This is a genomic window from Pseudomonas sp. JL27(2026) (assembly GCF_056933555.1).
On record NZ_CM167794.1, the window covers coordinates 5,351,948 to 5,367,624 of the forward strand.

Below are 15,677 nucleotides of genomic sequence, written 5' to 3' on the forward strand. Positions count from 1 at the left end.
GGTTTACTACCCGATACCTGGCCTAGACTGACCTCAATCAGTTACGCCCCGCGCTTCGCTCTAAAGGCCTTTTGCATGTCCGATCCTCGTTATCAGGTCGACGTCAGCGTCGTCACCCGCTTTCTGGCAGAACAGTCGCAACCCGAGCACAACCGCTTTGCCTTCGCCTACACCATTACCGTACAGAACAACGGCCAGGTCCCGGCCAAGTTGCTCTCCCGGCACTGGGTCATCACCGATGGCGACGGGCATGTCGAAGAGGTTCGCGGTGCCGGTGTCGTGGGTCAGCAACCGCTGATCGACGTTGGCAAAAGCCACACTTACAGCAGCGGCACTGTGATGACCACGCGAGTCGGCACCATGCAAGGCACTTACCAGATGCTCGCTGAAGACGGAAAACACTTCGACGCCGTCATCGCGCCGTTCCGTCTGGCGGTGCCCGGAGCCCTGCATTAATGACAACGTACGCCGTGGGCGACCTGCAAGGTTGTCTTGCCCCCCTGCAATGCCTGCTCAAACAGGTGGCATTCGACCCTGCAAAGGATCGTTTGTGGCTGGTCGGCGATCTGGTCAACCGCGGCCCGCAGTCGCTCGAAACCCTGCGCTATCTCTATAGCATCCGCGAATCGCTGGTGTGCGTATTGGGTAACCATGACCTGCACCTGCTGGCCGCCGGCCACAACATCGAACGCCTGAAGAAAGCTGATACCCTGCACGAAATCCTCGAAGCCCCGGACGCCAGGGAGCTGCTTGAGTGGTTGCGCCAGCAAAAGCTCATGCACTACGACGAACAACGCGACATGGCGCTGGTGCATGCCGGCATCCCGCCGCAATGGTCCCTGCGCAAAGCTTTAAAGTGTGCATCCGAAGTCGAGGCCGCCCTGCGCGACGATAACCTTATCGCACCTTACCTGGATGGCATGTACGGCAACGAGCCGGCGAAATGGGATAACGACCTCAAGGGCGTTACCCGCCTGCGGGTCATTACCAACTATTTCACCCGCATGCGCTTCTGCACCAGCGAAGGCAAGCTTGACCTCAAGGGCAAGGAAGGCGCCGAGACCGCGCGCCCCGGCTATGCCCCCTGGTTCAAGCACAAGGAGCGCAAGACCAAGGGGCTGAAGATCATCTTCGGTCACTGGGCAGCCCTGGAAGGCCAATGCAACGAACCCGGCGTTTTTGCCCTCGACACCGGCTGTGTCTGGGGAGGCTCGTTGACCTTGATGAACGTCGACACCGGCCAGCGCCTCAATTGCGAATGCGATGACGAAGGCCGCCTCATGCCGACCATCGCACCCGCCACCCCCAATCAATTGTCAGCCAGCGCCAAGCGCTAGGCTCAGGAGCCCGCCATGAGCGAATTCAAACGCATCCCCCCAGAGCAGGTCCAGGCCCTGCGCGAAAAAGGCGCCGTCGTGGTCGACGTCCGTGATCCCCAGACTTTCGCCTTGAACCACATCAGCGGCTCAAAGCACCTGGACAACCACTCACTGCACGCCTTCATCAGCGCCGCCGACCTTGATGCACCAACCGTCGTGGTCTGCTATCACGGCAATTCCAGCCAGGGTGCGGCAGCCTATCTGGTCAGCCAGGGCTTCTGCGACGTCTACAGCATGGACGGTGGTTTCGAGCTGTGGCGTACGACTTTTCCTTCAGAAATCTCGCAAACCCCTGCCGAATAAATTTTTTTACACGCGCCAGCCCACGCCCGCCGTGGGCTGACGAACGGTCCGTCACAACAAATTACGCATTGCCTCTTTGCCTCCCGGATTCCGAACTATCCTTAGCCTCAGGCCATCCAAAACAGGGGAGAGCCGGTACACCGGCATGCGGATCATCGGGAGTAGCTTTCAAGGTCGATAGCTTTGAAGGTGTTCTGGGGGGTAGACAGCAGCTGCATTTCAGCTGCTTGCCAGCATCGACTGACTGATCCGACGTCGGCTCCACGTATCGAGCGAGGTGACGTCATGAGTATTTTTAGCCACTTCCAACAACGCTTCGAGTCCACGCGCCAGGAAGAACTCACGCTGCAAGAGTATCTGGAACTGTGCAAAAAGGACCGCAGCGCCTATGCCTCGTCCGCCGAACGTCTGCTACTGGCAATCGGCGAACCGGAACTGCTCGACACCTCGACCAACTCGAGACTGTCGCGCATTTTTTCCAACAAGGTGATCCGTCGCTATCCGGCCTTTGAAGACTTCCATGGGATGGAAGAGTGCATCGACCAGATCGTCTCCTACTTCCGCCATGCTGCGCAGGGCCTGGAAGAGAAGAAACAGATCCTCTACCTGCTGGGCCCTGTCGGTGGCGGCAAATCGTCCCTGGCCGAGAAACTCAAACAGCTGATCGAAAAAGTGCCCTTCTATGCCATCAAGGGTTCGCCGGTATTCGAGTCGCCCCTGGGGCTGTTCAACGCCACAGAAGATGGCGCGATCCTCGAAGAGGATTTCGGCATTCCACGGCGCTACCTGAACACCATCATGTCGCCCTGGGCAACCAAGCGCCTGGCCGAATTCGGCGGCGACATCAGCCAGTTCCGCGTGGTCAAACTCTACCCGTCGATCCTTAACCAGATCGCCGTGGCCAAGACCGAGCCGGGTGACGAAAACAACCAGGACATCTCCGCGCTGGTGGGTAAGGTCGATATCCGCAAGCTCGAAGAATTCCCGCAGAACGATGCCGATGCCTATAGCTACTCGGGTGCACTCTGCCGCTCCAACCAGGGCCTGATGGAGTTCGTCGAAATGTTCAAGGCACCGATCAAGGTGCTGCACCCATTACTGACGGCCACCCAGGAAGGCAACTACAACAGCACCGAGGGTCTGGGCGCGATCCCGTTCACCGGTATCCTGCTGGCCCACTCCAACGAATCGGAGTGGCACACCTTCCGCAACAACAAGAACAACGAAGCGTTCATCGACCGGATCTACATCGTCAAAGTACCGTACTGCCTGCGGGTCAGCGACGAAGTGAAGATCTACGACAAGCTGTTGTTCAACAGCTCCCTGGCCAAGGCTCATTGCGCACCCGACACCTTGAAGATGCTCGCCCAGTTCACCGTGCTCTCACGCCTCAAGGAGCCGGAAAACTCGAACATCTATTCGAAGATGCGCGTGTATGACGGCGAAAACCTCAAGGACACCGATCCAAAGGCCAAGTCGATCCAGGAGTACCGCGACACGGCGGGCGTCGACGAAGGCATGAACGGCCTGTCGACCCGGTTCGCCTTCAAGATCCTGTCGAAAGTCTTCAACTTCGACCCGCACGAGATCGCCGCGAACCCGGTACACCTGCTGTATGTGCTGGAACAACAGATTGAGCAGGAACAATTCCAGGCGGAAACCCGCGAGCGGTATCTGCGCTTCCTCAAAGAGTATCTGGCGCCGCGTTACATCGAGTTCATCGGCAAAGAGATTCAGACCGCCTACCTGGAGTCCTACAGCGAATACGGTCAAAACATCTTCGACCGCTATGTGCTTTACGCGGACTTCTGGATTCAGGATCAGGAATACCGCGACCCGGAAACCGGTGAGATCCTCAATCGTGTAGCCCTCAACGAAGAGCTGGAAAAAATCGAAAAACCGGCAGGCATCAGCAATCCGAAGGATTTCCGCAACGAAATCGTCAACTTCGTCCTGCGTGCCCGGGCCAACAACAACGGCAAGAATCCAACCTGGCTCAGCTACGAGAAGCTGCGGGTGGTCATCGAGAAGAAAATGTTCTCGAACACCGAGGATCTGCTGCCGGTCATCAGCTTCAACGCCAAGGCCAGCAAAGAGGACCAGCAAAAACACAACGACTTCGTTACACGGATGGTCGAGCGCGGTTACACCGACAAACAGGTACGACTGCTGTCCGAGTGGTATCTGCGAGTCAGGAAATCGCAGTAACCCGCTGCCGGTCAGACCGGTTGTCGTTAGCCCGGAGCCTGTGTACACAATTTCTGTTACACAGGTTTCTGGAAGGTGTTTGGAAATCGACAGCGAAGCCCAGGCAACGCGCAACAGGTACGGAAGGCGCATAACCGCGCGGCCCTACCCTGCGCCCCTTACAGCCAGACTTGCTCGCGATTTCTCAAGACAGCTTCTAAGGAGCAGTCATGAGCTATGTGATCGACCGACGTCTCAATGGCAAGAACAAGAGCACGGTAAACCGTCAGCGGTTTCTGCGGCGTTACCGTGACCACATCAAAAAGGCCGTCGAAGAGGCGGTCAGCCGGCGCTCCATCACGGATATGGAGCACGGCGAGCAAATCAGCATTCCCGGCCGGGATATCGATGAGCCGGTGCTTCACCATGGTCGCGGCGGCAAGCAGACTGTCGTGCATCCGGGCAACAAGGAATTCACCAGCGGCGAGCATATCGCCCGCCCACCAGGTGGTGGCGGGGGAAAAGGTCCGGGCAAGGCCGGCAACTCCGGCGAGGGCATGGACGAGTTCGTCTTCCAGATCACCCAGGAAGAATTCCTTGAGTTCATGTTCGAGGACCTGGAATTGCCGAACCTGGTCAAGCGCAACCTGAGTGGCACCGACACCTTCAAAACCGTGCGCGCCGGTATCAGCAACGAGGGCAACCCGTCTCGGATCAACATCATCCGCACGTTGCGCTCGGCCCATGCACGGCGTATCGCGCTGTCTGGCAGCAGCCGGGCAAAGCTCAAGGATGCCAAAGATGAACTGGCCCGACTTAAACGGGAAGAGCCCGACAACTTCGGCGATATTCAGACCATCGAAGCAGAAATTGAACGCTTGAGTGCGCGAATCCATCGCGTGCCGTTTCTCGACACGTTCGACCTCAAGTACAACCTGCTGATCAAGCAGCCAAACCCCAGCTCGAAAGCCGTGATGTTCTGCCTGATGGACGTTTCCGGCTCCATGACCCAGGCCACCAAAGACATCGCCAAGCGGTTTTTCATCCTGCTGTACCTGTTCCTCAAGCGTAACTACGAGAAAATCGATGTGGTGTTCATTCGTCACCACACCAGTGCCCGCGAAGTCGACGAAGAAGAGTTCTTCTACTCTCGCGAAACCGGCGGCACCATCGTGTCCAGCGCCCTGAAACTGATGCAGGAGATCATGGCCGAGCGTTATCCCAGCAACGACTGGAACATTTACGCCGCACAGGCGTCCGACGGGGACAACTGGAACGACGACTCGCCGATCTGCCGCGACATCCTGATCAACCAGATCATGCCATTCGTGCAGTACTACACTTATGTGGAGATCACCCCGCGCGAACACCAGGCCTTGTGGTACGAATACGAGCGTATCAGCGAAGCGTTCTCCGACACGTTCGCCCAGCAGCAACTGGTTTCGGCCGGCGATATCTATCCGGTCTTCCGTGAACTCTTCCAGCGCAGGTTAGTGACATGACCGCCAAAGAGCAGAAGCGCCAACCCATTTCCACCGGCTCCGAATGGACATTCGAGCTGATCCAGGCCTACGACCGCGAAATCAGCCGTATCGCGAACCGCTATGCGCTGGATACCTACCCCAACCAGATCGAGGTGATCACCGCCGAACAGATGATGGACGCCTATGCGTCTGTCGGCATGCCACTGGGCTATCACCATTGGTCCTATGGCAAACACTTCCTCAGCACCGAAAAATCCTACAGTCGCGGCCAGATGGGGCTGGCCTACGAGATTGTGATCAACTCGGACCCGTGCATTGCCTACCTGATGGAAGAAAACACCATCTGCATGCAGGCCCTGGTGGTTGCCCACGCCTGCTATGGCCACAACAGCTTCTTCAAGGGCAACTACCTGTTCCGCACCTGGACCGATGCCAGCTCGATCATCGATTACCTGGTATTCGCCAAGCAGTACATCATGCAATGCGAAGAGCGCCATGGCATCGACGCGGTAGAAGACCTGCTGGACTCCTGCCATGCCTTGATGAACTACGGTGTCGACCGCTACAAACGCCCGTATCCGATTTCCGCCGAAGAAGAGCGGCGCCGGCAAAAGGACCGTGAAGAACACCTGCAAAAGCAGATCAACGACCTGTGGCGAACCATCCCCAAAGGCGCCGACAAGTACAACGAGAAGGACAACGCCCGTTTTCCCGCCGAGCCGCAGGAGAACATCCTCTACTTCATCGAAAAACACGCCCCGCTGCTGGAGCCATGGCAACGGGAAATCGTGCGGATCGTGCGCAAGATCGCCCAGTACTTTTACCCTCAGCGCCAGACCCAGGTCATGAACGAAGGCTGGGCAACGTTCTGGCACTACACACTGATGAACGACTTGTACGACGAGGGCCTGGTAACCGACGGCTTCATGATGGAATTTCTGACATCACACACCAGCGTGGTCTTCCAGCCCGGCTTCGACAGCCCTTACTACAACGGAATCAACCCCTACACCCTCGGTTTCGCCATGTACCGCGACATCCGGCGCATGTGCGAAGAACCCACCGAAGAGGACTACCGCTGGTTCCCGGAAATCGCCGGGACCGACTGGCTGTCGAGTATCAAGTTCGCCATGAGCAGCTTCAAGGATGAGAGTTTCATCCTGCAGTACCTGTCACCCAAAGTGATCCGCGACCTGAAACTGTTCAGCATTCTCGATGACGATCAAAAGGACGACCTGCTGGTGCCTGCGATTCACGATGAAGAAGGCTACCGGATCATTCGTGAAACCCTGGCGGCGCAGTACAACCTCGGTAACCGCGAACCCAACGTGCAGATCTACAGCATCGACCGCCGTGGCGACCGCTCGCTGACCCTGCGCCACCAACAACATGACCGTAAACCGTTGGGCGACTCCACTGATGAAGTCCTCAAGCACCTGCACCGGCTGTGGGGGTTCGACATACACCTGGAGACGCTGCAAGGCGACCAGCTCATGAAAACCCACCATGTACCGCCCAGAGGTGATCACAACGAAGGGGATTACGGCCGACTGGACCTGGCAGTCATTCACCTGTGATGCAAGCCCGACCTCCGAAAGTTCGACGCAAGGGTTATCCTGTCGGGCTTACGGAGGTTTTTTATGCAGATTTATAAAGTCGGCGGTGCGGTTCGTGATCGCTTGCTCGGCAAGCCGGTGACCGATATCGACTGGGTCGTGGTGGGCGCGACCACCGAAGAGATGCTTGCCAAAGGCTTCCGCCCGGTCGGCGCGGATTTTCCGGTGTTTCTTCATCCAAAAAGTGGCGAGGAATACGCCCTCGCGCGCACCGAACGCAAGAGCGGACGGGGTTATGGCGGGTTCACCTTCCATGCCAGCCCCGAAGTCACACTGGAAGAAGACCTGATCCGCCGCGACCTGACAATCAATGCCATGGCCGAGGACGATCACGGCAACCTGACCGACCCCTACCACGGCCAGCGCGACCTCGATGCCCGCCTACTTCGTCATGTTTCTCCCGCGTTCGCCGAAGATCCCCTACGAGTACTACGCGTCGCCCGCTTCGCTGCTCGTTATGCCGAGCTGGGTTTTACTGTCGCCCCTGAAACCCTGGAACTGATGCGCCAACTCAGCGAATCAGGCGAACTTGAAGCCCTGACAGCCGAGCGCAGTTGGAAAGAAATCTCCCGCGCCCTGATGGAAGATCAGCCACAGGTGTTTATCCAGGTGCTGCGTGACTGCGGCGCGCTGAAAGTCCTGATGCCAGAGATTGATGCACTGTTTGGCGTGCCACAGCCTGAAGCCCACCACCCGGAGATAGACACCGGTATCCATACGCTGAGCGTGCTGGAGCAGGCTGCGTTGCACCAACAACCGCTGACCGTACGCTGGGCTTGCTTACTGCATGACCTGGGCAAAGGCCTGACACCAGAAGAAGAATGGCCTCGGCACATCGCCCATGAACACAAGGGTTTGAAGCTGATCAAAGCGGTCAACGAACGCTTCAAGGCACCGAAAGACTGTCAGGAATTGGCGTTGCTGGTGGGCGAATACCACACCCATGGTCACCGGGCGCTGGAACTGAAAGCATCCACCTTGCTGGAGCTGCTACAGAGTTTCGACGTTTACCGTCGGCCTCAGCGCTTTGAAGAGTTCATTGCCGCCTGCGAGATGGACGCACGAGGCCGCAAAGGACTGGAGCAGAGAAGTTATCCACAAGCGGATTATTTGCGTGGGGCGGCCGCCGTAGCGCGAGGCATTGCCGTTCAGCCGTTGCTGGAGAAGGGATTCAAGGGGCCAGGGTTGGGCGAGGCAATCAAGCGTGAGCGCCTGAAAGCATTGAAATCCTACAAAGACGCGGCGGTAGTTTGAAAGCATCGCGAGCAGGCTCGCCCCCACAGGGTTTTGCATAGAACTTGTGGGGGCAGGCTTGCCCGCGAAGACGTCATCCGTCTCACAACAAATTTGAAGGGGTCAACTGCTCACCACGCCACTCAAACGCAACCGGCGCCAGCACCTGATCAATCTGCGCCTCACTCCACAACGTCGAAAAGCTCTTGCCTACGCCCGGATGCACCCTGTCCGGCGCAATCAGCGACAACGGCCACAGCACGAAGGCGTTTTTCAGAATTTCCGCACGCGGCAGGATCAGCCCATCGAAGTTGCCTGCCAACTCGCCATACAGCAGCACGTCGATGTCCAGCGGCAAACCTTTGCGGTCCGGCGCATAGCGACCATTATCCGCCTCAATGAACTTCAAGCGCCGGTCCAGCTCCATCAGTGGCAGATTGGTGTAGGCCGACACCACAAAATTGAAAAACGGCTCGCTCTTGATGCCCACCGGCTGGCTCTCGAACACCGCCGAACAGCGAATATCCACCAGAAAACCGGCAAGCGCTTCCAGCCCCGCCTGCAAATGGGCTTCACGCTCGACATTACTGCCGAGGCCAAGGAAAACCTGAGTCAGCGACATCCGCGCTCAATCTCCACGCCCACACCCGTAGCCGCCGGAACAGCCCCGGGCTTGGTCAGTTTGAGACGCAGCCAGGTAATCTTGAACTCACTCATCAAGACTTCGGCCAGACGCTCGGCAAAGGTTTCAACCAGTTGAAACTGCGCCTGTTCGGCAAACGCCTGAATACGCGCCGAAACGCTGGCGTAATCGAGCGCCAGGGTCAGGTCATCACCGGCCGCTGCCGGGCGATTGTCCCAGGCGAAGCTCAGATCAAGCCGCAGGCACTGACGGATGCCGCGCTCCCAGTCGTAGGCACCGATCACCGTGTCGACTTCCAGGCCCTCGATAAACACTCTGTCCAAGCACTCTTCTCCGCAGCACGACAAGGGCGCAATGCGCCGTTAGAATCAGGGCGTCCTCGCCCGGAATGGTTAGCATGTTTTGGTTACTGGCGATTCTCGCCTACCTGCTCGGCTCGCTGTCCTTCGCCATTTTGCTCAGCCGCCTGACCGGTAATCCCGATCCGCGAATGAGTGGCTCCGGCAATGCCGGCGCCACCAACATGTTGCGTCTGGCCGGCAAAAAACTCGCCATCCTGACCTTGCTCGGCGACCTCTGCAAAGGCTTGTTGCCCGTACTGATCGCCGCGCTTGCAGGCCTTTCAGTGCAACAACAGGCCTGGGTCGGCGTCTGCGCCGTCATAGGCCATCTGTTCCCGCTGTACTTCCGCTTTCGCGGTGGCAAAGGTGTCGCCACCGCGGCCGGCATGCTGCTGGGGCTTTACCCGCCCGCCGCACTCCTGGCCATCGGTGCCTGGCTACTGACCTTCTACCTCACCCGCACCAGCTCGCTGGCTGCGCTGATCGCCACGCCCCTGACCCTGCCACTGCTGGCCTGGCAAGAGCCTGCGGCCTTGTTGCCCATGAGCGCCCTGACAGGGCTGATCGTGTGGCGGCATCGCGGCAATCTACGCGACCTGTTTGCCGGGCGCGAACGGCATTTTTAAATACCCGCCATGAGCAACGCTCATTACAGGGGCGACAACTGCTCCATCGGCCAGCGTGCCTGCACGCTGATGGCCAGGCTTTCCTGCTGACCTGCCTGTAAACGCTGGCAACCGGCAAAAGCAATCATCGCACCGTTATCGGTGCAGAACTCCGGCCGTGCGTAGTAAACGTCGCCCTTCATGTCGCCGAGCATCTTCTCCAGCGACTCCCGCAACGCCTTGTTGGCGCTGACGCCACCAGCGATCACCAGACGCTTGAGACCCGCCTGTTTGAGGGCACGCTTGCACTTGATGGTCAAAGTCTCCACCACTGCCTGCTGGAAGGCCAGCGAGATGTCGCTGCGGGTTTGCTCACTGTCGTCCCCGGCACTGACGCATTGCTGCCAGGTGTTCAAGGCAAAGGTTTTCAAGCCGCTGAAGCTGAAGGCCAGCCCCGGACGATCACACATCGGACGCGGGAAGACGAAACGTCCGGCAACGCCTTGCGCAGCCAGTCGTGCGATTTCCGGACCACCGGGGTAATTCATCCCCATCATCTTGGCCGTCTTGTCGAACGCCTCACCTGCTGCGTCATCAAGGGTCTCGCCCAACAGCTCGTATTGGCCAATGCCATCGACCCGAACCAGTTGCGTATGCCCCCCGGACACCAACAAAGCGACGAACGGAAATTCGGGCGGTTGCGGCTCCAGCATCGGCGCCAGCAAATGGCCTTCCATGTGGTGCACGCCCAAGGCCGGAATGCCCCAGGCAAAAGCCAACGCCTGTGCACAGGAAGCCCCCACCAGAAGAGCGCCCACCAGGCCCGGACCTGCGGTGTAGGCGATCGCATCGATCTCGGTTGGCACGCAGTCGGCTTCAGCCAACACCTGACGAATCAAGGGCAGCATGCGCTTGACGTGGTCACGCGAAGCCAGCTCCGGCACTACGCCGCCATAGGCGCGATGCAGGTCGATCTGACTGAACAGTGCGTCGGCCAGCAAGCCTCTTTCACTGTCGTAAAGTGCGACACCGGTTTCGTCGCAGGAGGTTTCTAATCCCAGTACTAGCATGGGTTTGCGCCTTGTTTAGGCTGAATTCGAAGGCGCGCATAATAGTCGCCACGTGGTGCCCCGACCAGCGGTTTTCGATCAGAGGCTTTGCATTCCGAGCGATGAGGGGTTAACATCCGCAACCCTTAAAAACCGACGTCTTCAAGTGCATTTTTGCCGCGAGGATGTTGACCCCGGTAATGAATGAAGGTAGCTCTGGATGCCAGCCGTCAAAGTTAAAGAGAACGAACCCTTCGACGTAGCTCTGCGTCGTTTCAAGCGCTCCTGCGAAAAAGCCGGTGTACTGGCTGAAGTTCGTAGCCGCGAATTTTACGAGAAGCCGACTTCTGAGCGTAAGCGCAAAGCAGCTGCTGCTGTTAAGCGTCACGCCAAGAAAGTTCAGCGCGAACAGCGCCGCGCCGTTCGTCTGTACTAATACACAGACGTTCGTAGCAAGCTTCTGCCAAGCCCGGCCCTCAGCCGGGCTAATGGCATTTGCGGACATCGCTTGATGCTTCACCGTCAAAGCCGCAGACGCGACCGAGACAAATTTGCTTTAAACGTCAGACCTGGCTCTTTTGCCAGCGGTGCACGTCTCTTCTGACGAGCCTTCCAAGGCTACTGACGAGCACACCCTTTTTACTGATCCTCTCACGACGATCAGCGCAAGGCACTATTATGCGTGCCCACTTACATGAGCTATCCGAGGCCTGTCTTTGGCCACCACCGGATTGGCGCAACACTTTCAAACAGTCGAATACTGATGAGCACTAACGTCGGTGGTTTTTCGGCAGATACACTTCCCGACAGCGAATACGCAGACGATACCTGGTCGAGCCGCACATCTGCCGCGCCTCAAGACAATGACCGGCATCGGGCCGCTCCTCGCGCGGATCAAATTTTCAGCGCAGTGATGACGAGAACGCCATGGCCGGGCTAATTCCCCAGAGCTTTATTGACGACCTTCTGAACCGCACCGACATCGTCGATGTGGTCAGCTCGCGCCTGCAAATGAAAAAAGCCGGCAAGAACTACACTGCCTGCTGCCCGTTTCACAAAGAGAAAACCCCGTCATTCAGCGTCAGCCCGGACAAACAGTTCTATTACTGCTTTGGCTGCGGCGCTGGCGGCAACGCCCTCGGCTTCATCATGGACCACGACAACCTGGATTTCCCCCAGGCCGTCGAAGAACTGGCCAAAGCCGCTGGCATGGAAATACCCCGCGAAGAAAGCGGCCGCCCGCACAAACCACGGCAGCCGACCGACTCGCCGCTGTACCCGCTGCTCACCGCTGCCGCCGATTTTTACCGGCAAGCGCTGAAAAGCCACCCGGCACGCAAAGCTGCCGTCGACTACCTGAAAGGCCGCGGCCTGACCGGCGAGATTGCCCGCGACTTCGGCCTCGGCTTCGCACCTCCAGGCTGGGACAACCTGTTCAAGCACCTGAGCAGCGACACCCTGCAACAAAAAGCCATGATCGACGCAGGCCTGCTGATCGAGAACGCCGAAACCGGCAAACGCTATGACCGCTTCCGCGATCGCGTAATGTTCCCGATCCGCGACAGCCGCGGGCGCATCATCGCATTTGGTGGCCGGGTACTGGGCGACGACAAACCTAAATACCTGAACTCCCCGGAAACCCCGGTATTCCATAAAGGCCAGGAACTCTACGGCCTTTACGAAGCACGCAAAAACAATCGCAACCTCGACGAGATCATCGTCGTCGAGGGCTACATGGACGTCATCGCCCTCGCCCAACAAGGCCTGCGCAACGCCGTCGCCACGCTCGGCACCGCCACCAGCGAAGAACATCTGAAGCGACTGTTTCGCGTCGTACCCAACGTACTGTTCTGCTTCGACGGCGACCAGGCTGGCCGCAACGCCGCATGGCGCGCACTGGAATCAACGCTTTCGAGCCTGCAAGACGGACGGCGCGCACGCTTTCTGTTCCTGCCCGAAGGTGAAGACCCGGATACGCTGGTGCGCTCCGAAGGCACCGACGCCTTCCGCGCCCGCATCAATCAGCACGCTCAGCCACTGGCTGACTACTTTTTTCAGCAGCTAACCGAAGAGTCCGACCCGCGCTCGCTCGAAGGCAAGGCCCACATGGCCACCCTCGCCGCGCCGTTGATCGACAAAGTCCCAGGGGCCAACTTGCGCACATTGATGCGCCAGCGCCTGACGGAAATCACCGGACTCAACAGCGAAACCGTCAGCCAACTGGTGCACAGCGCCCCACAGGATGCGCCACCCGCTTACGACCCTGGCATCGATTACGACGCCATGCCGGATTATTCCGACTACCACCAGCCACAGGAGGCCTACGCGCCCCAGCAGGAGTGGACGCCGAAAAAGCCGGGAAGTGGCTCCAAGAAGTGGGAAAACAAACCCTGGGACAAAAAAGGCAAGCGCGGCGGTGATCGCGATCAGGCTTATGCCCCACGCATCCCCACATCTGTTGAACCGCCCACGCTGACGGCCCTGCGCACCCTGCTGCACCACCCGCAACTGGCGGGAAAAGTGGAGGACGCCGGGCACTTCGCCGCCGAAGACCACTCCACCACGCAACTGCTGGTAGCACTGCTCGAAGCCGTGCAGAAGAATCCTAAGCTAAACTCATTTCAACTGATCGCGCGCTGGCATGGCACCGAACAAGGGCGCCTGCTCAAGGCATTGGCAGAAAAGGAATGGCTGATTGAGGGTGATAACCTTGAACAACAGTTTTTCGACACCATTACTACGCTAGCGACACGTCAACGTGAACGAAACCTGGAAAAACTTATCAACAAAGCAAACCAGTCTGGACTCAGTCCAGAGGAAGCAAACCAGATGCGCGACCTCCTGCGTCAAAAGGTTTGCGCATCAAGCCCGACCTCAACTGGCGCGTGAGGTCATAGCTCAGGTATAATCCTCGGCTTGTTTTTTGCCCGCCAAGACCTTCAGTGGATAGGGTGTTATGTCCGGAAAAGCGCAACAGCAGTCTCGTATCAAAGAGTTGATCACCCTTGGTCGTGAGCAGAAGTATCTGACTTACGCAGAGGTCAACGACCACCTGCCGGAGGATATTTCAGATCCGGAACAGGTGGAAGACATCATCCGCATGATTAATGACATGGGGATCCCCGTACACGAGAGTGCTCCGGATGCGGACGCCCTTATGCTGGCCGACGCCGATACCGACGAGGCAGCCGCGGAAGAAGCGGCCGCGGCGTTGGCAGCGGTTGAGACCGACATTGGTCGCACTACCGACCCTGTGCGCATGTATATGCGTGAGATGGGTACCGTAGAGCTCCTCACACGTGAAGGCGAAATCGAAATCGCCAAGCGTATTGAAGAAGGCATCCGTGAAGTGATGGGCGCAATTGCGCACTTCCCTGGCACGGTTGACCATATTCTCTCCGAGTACACTCGCGTCACCACCGAAGGTGGCCGCCTGTCCGACGTCCTGAGCGGTTATATCGACCCGGACGATGGCATTGCGCCGCCTGCTGCAGAAGTACCGCCGCCTGTCGACCCGAAAGCCGTGAAAGCGGATGACGACGCCGAAGACGACGACGCTGAAGCCAGTGACGACGAAGAAGAAGCCGAAAGCGGTCCGGACCCGGTCATCGCAGCGCAGCGTTTTGGCGCTGTGGCCGACCAGATGGAAATCACCCGCAAGGCGCTGAAAAAGCACGGTCGCGAAAACAAGCAGGCGATTGCCGAAATGTTGGCGCTGGCTGAGCTGTTCATGCCGATCAAACTGGTTCCGAAGCAATTCGAAGGCCTGGTTGAGCGTGTTCGCAGTGCCCTGGATCGCCTGCGTCAGCAAGAGCGCGCGATCATGCAGCTCTGCGTTCGTGATGCACGCATGCCGCGTGCCGACTTCCTGCGCCAGTTCCCGGGCAACGAAGTTGACGAAAGCTGGACCGACGCACTGGCCAAAGGCAAAAGCAAATACGCTGAAGCCATTGGTCGCCTGCAGGCCGATATCGTTCGTTGCCAGCAGAAGCTGACCGCACTTGAAGCCGAAACCGGCTTGAAGATTGCCGAGATCAAGGACATCAACCGTCGCATGTCGATCGGTGAGGCCAAGGCCCGCCGCGCGAAGAAAGAGATGGTCGAAGCGAACTTGCGTCTGGTGATCTCCATCGCCAAGAAGTACACCAACCGTGGCCTGCAATTCCTCGATCTGATCCAGGAAGGCAACATCGGCTTGATGAAAGCGGTAGACAAGTTTGAATACCGCCGCGGCTACAAATTCTCGACTTATGCCACCTGGTGGATCCGTCAGGCGATCACTCGCTCGATCGCCGACCAGGCCCGCACCATCCGTATTCCGGTGCACATGATCGAGACGATCAACAAGCTCAACCGTATTTCCCGTCAGATGTTGCAGGAAATGGGTCGCGAACCGACCCCGGAAGAGCTGGGCGAACGCATGGAAATGCCTGAGGACAAGATCCGCAAGGTATTGAAGATCGCTAAAGAGCCGATCTCCATGGAAACCCCGATCGGTGATGACGAAGACTCCCATCTGGGTGACTTCATCGAAGACTCGACCATGCAGTCGCCAATCGATGTTGCTACCGTTGAGAGCCTTAAAGAAGCGACTCGCGAAGTTCTCTCCGGCCTCACTGCCCGTGAAGCCAAGGTTCTGCGCATGCGCTTCGGCATCGACATGAATACCGACCACACCCTTGAGGAGGTTGGTAAGCAGTTCGACGTTACCCGTGAACGGATTCGTCAGATCGAAGCCAAGGCGTTGCGCAAGCTGCGCCACCCGACGAGAAGCGAGCATTTGCGCTCCTTCCTCGACGAGTGATCACAAACCCCCCGGCCCTGCCGGGGGTTTTGC

General features: G+C 58.3%; 14 protein-coding genes. 11 read left to right on the forward strand and 3 right to left on the reverse strand.

Annotated features, from left to right (window positions below; all coding sequences use genetic code 11):
• The first annotated feature begins 75 nt into the window (after positions 1 to 75).
• From apaG to AC1Z1G_RS24515, 7 genes are all read left to right on the forward strand, one after another.
• Positions 76 to 456 carry a Co2+/Mg2+ efflux protein ApaG gene (gene apaG / locus AC1Z1G_RS24485; protein WP_347902332.1) on the forward strand — a complete coding sequence of 127 codons (381 nt, stop codon included), beginning with the start codon at positions 76 to 78 and terminating at the stop codon, positions 454 to 456.
• Entirely contained in the window at positions 456 to 1,337 is an 882-nt protein-coding gene (locus AC1Z1G_RS24490) for a symmetrical bis(5'-nucleosyl)-tetraphosphatase (protein ID WP_483622900.1), read from the forward strand. The genes apaG and AC1Z1G_RS24490 overlap by 1 nt, the downstream gene beginning before the upstream one ends.
• Before the next feature lie 15 nt (positions 1,338 to 1,352).
• Positions 1,353 to 1,682, forward strand: coding sequence for a thiosulfate sulfurtransferase GlpE (gene glpE, locus AC1Z1G_RS24495; RefSeq protein ID WP_483622902.1), 330 nt, complete (start codon positions 1,353 to 1,355; stop codon positions 1,680 to 1,682).
• 285 nt (positions 1,683 to 1,967) lie between these two features.
• Positions 1,968 to 3,890, forward strand: coding sequence for a PrkA family serine protein kinase (locus AC1Z1G_RS24500; RefSeq protein ID WP_145014440.1), 1,923 nt, complete (start codon positions 1,968 to 1,970; stop codon positions 3,888 to 3,890).
• A gap of 209 nt (positions 3,891 to 4,099) precedes the next feature.
• On the forward strand, positions 4,100 to 5,371 hold the full coding sequence (locus AC1Z1G_RS24505; RefSeq protein WP_483622904.1) for a YeaH/YhbH family protein: 1,272 nt from the start codon (positions 4,100 to 4,102) through the stop codon (positions 5,369 to 5,371).
• Complete coding sequence (locus tag AC1Z1G_RS24510; protein ID WP_347902336.1) at positions 5,368 to 6,930, forward strand: SpoVR family protein; 1,563 nt, start codon at positions 5,368 to 5,370, stop codon at positions 6,928 to 6,930. The genes AC1Z1G_RS24505 and AC1Z1G_RS24510 overlap by 4 nt, the downstream gene beginning before the upstream one ends.
• Before the next feature lie 63 nt (positions 6,931 to 6,993).
• Complete coding sequence (locus AC1Z1G_RS24515) at positions 6,994 to 8,223, forward strand: multifunctional CCA addition/repair protein (protein WP_483622906.1); 1,230 nt, start codon at positions 6,994 to 6,996, stop codon at positions 8,221 to 8,223.
• Positions 8,224 to 8,305: 82 nt separating this feature from the next.
• Here AC1Z1G_RS24515 and folK read toward each other — a convergent pair whose 3' ends face one another.
• Both folK and folB read right to left on the reverse strand, forming a co-directional pair.
• Positions 8,306 to 8,824 (reverse strand): 2-amino-4-hydroxy-6-hydroxymethyldihydropteridine diphosphokinase, encoded by a 519-nt coding sequence (gene folK, locus AC1Z1G_RS24520; protein WP_483622908.1) that lies wholly within the window; start codon positions 8,822 to 8,824, stop codon positions 8,306 to 8,308.
• On the reverse strand, positions 8,815 to 9,168 hold the full coding sequence (folB, locus tag AC1Z1G_RS24525; protein ID WP_347902338.1) for a dihydroneopterin aldolase: 354 nt from the start codon (positions 9,166 to 9,168) through the stop codon (positions 8,815 to 8,817). Before folB ends, folK begins: the two co-directional genes overlap by 10 nt.
• A 74-nt stretch (positions 9,169 to 9,242) precedes the next feature.
• On the opposite strand from folB, the gene plsY reads away from it, so the two are divergent.
• The gene (gene plsY, locus AC1Z1G_RS24530; protein WP_483622910.1) at positions 9,243 to 9,812 is read left to right on the forward strand and encodes a glycerol-3-phosphate 1-O-acyltransferase PlsY; all 570 of its coding nucleotides are present in this window, start codon (positions 9,243 to 9,245) and stop codon (positions 9,810 to 9,812) included.
• A 23-nt stretch (positions 9,813 to 9,835) separates the two neighbouring features.
• Here plsY and tsaD read toward each other — a convergent pair whose 3' ends face one another.
• Positions 9,836 to 10,861, reverse strand: coding sequence for a tRNA (adenosine(37)-N6)-threonylcarbamoyltransferase complex transferase subunit TsaD (tsaD, locus tag AC1Z1G_RS24535; RefSeq protein ID WP_347902340.1), 1,026 nt, complete (start codon positions 10,859 to 10,861; stop codon positions 9,836 to 9,838).
• A 199-nt stretch (positions 10,862 to 11,060) separates the two neighbouring features.
• On the opposite strand from tsaD, the gene rpsU reads away from it, so the two are divergent.
• The 3 genes from rpsU to rpoD all read left to right on the forward strand — a co-directional run bounded on the left by rpsU (position 11,061) and on the right by rpoD (position 15,644).
• Positions 11,061 to 11,276, forward strand: coding sequence for a 30S ribosomal protein S21 (rpsU, locus tag AC1Z1G_RS24540; RefSeq protein WP_002551877.1), 216 nt, complete (start codon positions 11,061 to 11,063; stop codon positions 11,274 to 11,276).
• Positions 11,277 to 11,767: 491 nt separating this feature from the next.
• Positions 11,768 to 13,729, forward strand: coding sequence for a DNA primase (dnaG, locus tag AC1Z1G_RS24545; protein ID WP_483622911.1), 1,962 nt, complete (start codon positions 11,768 to 11,770; stop codon positions 13,727 to 13,729).
• A gap of 67 nt (positions 13,730 to 13,796) precedes the next feature.
• Positions 13,797 to 15,644 (forward strand): RNA polymerase sigma factor RpoD, encoded by a 1,848-nt coding sequence (gene rpoD / locus AC1Z1G_RS24550; RefSeq protein ID WP_483622913.1) that lies wholly within the window; start codon positions 13,797 to 13,799, stop codon positions 15,642 to 15,644.
• The last annotated feature ends 33 nt before the right edge of the window (positions 15,645 to 15,677 follow it).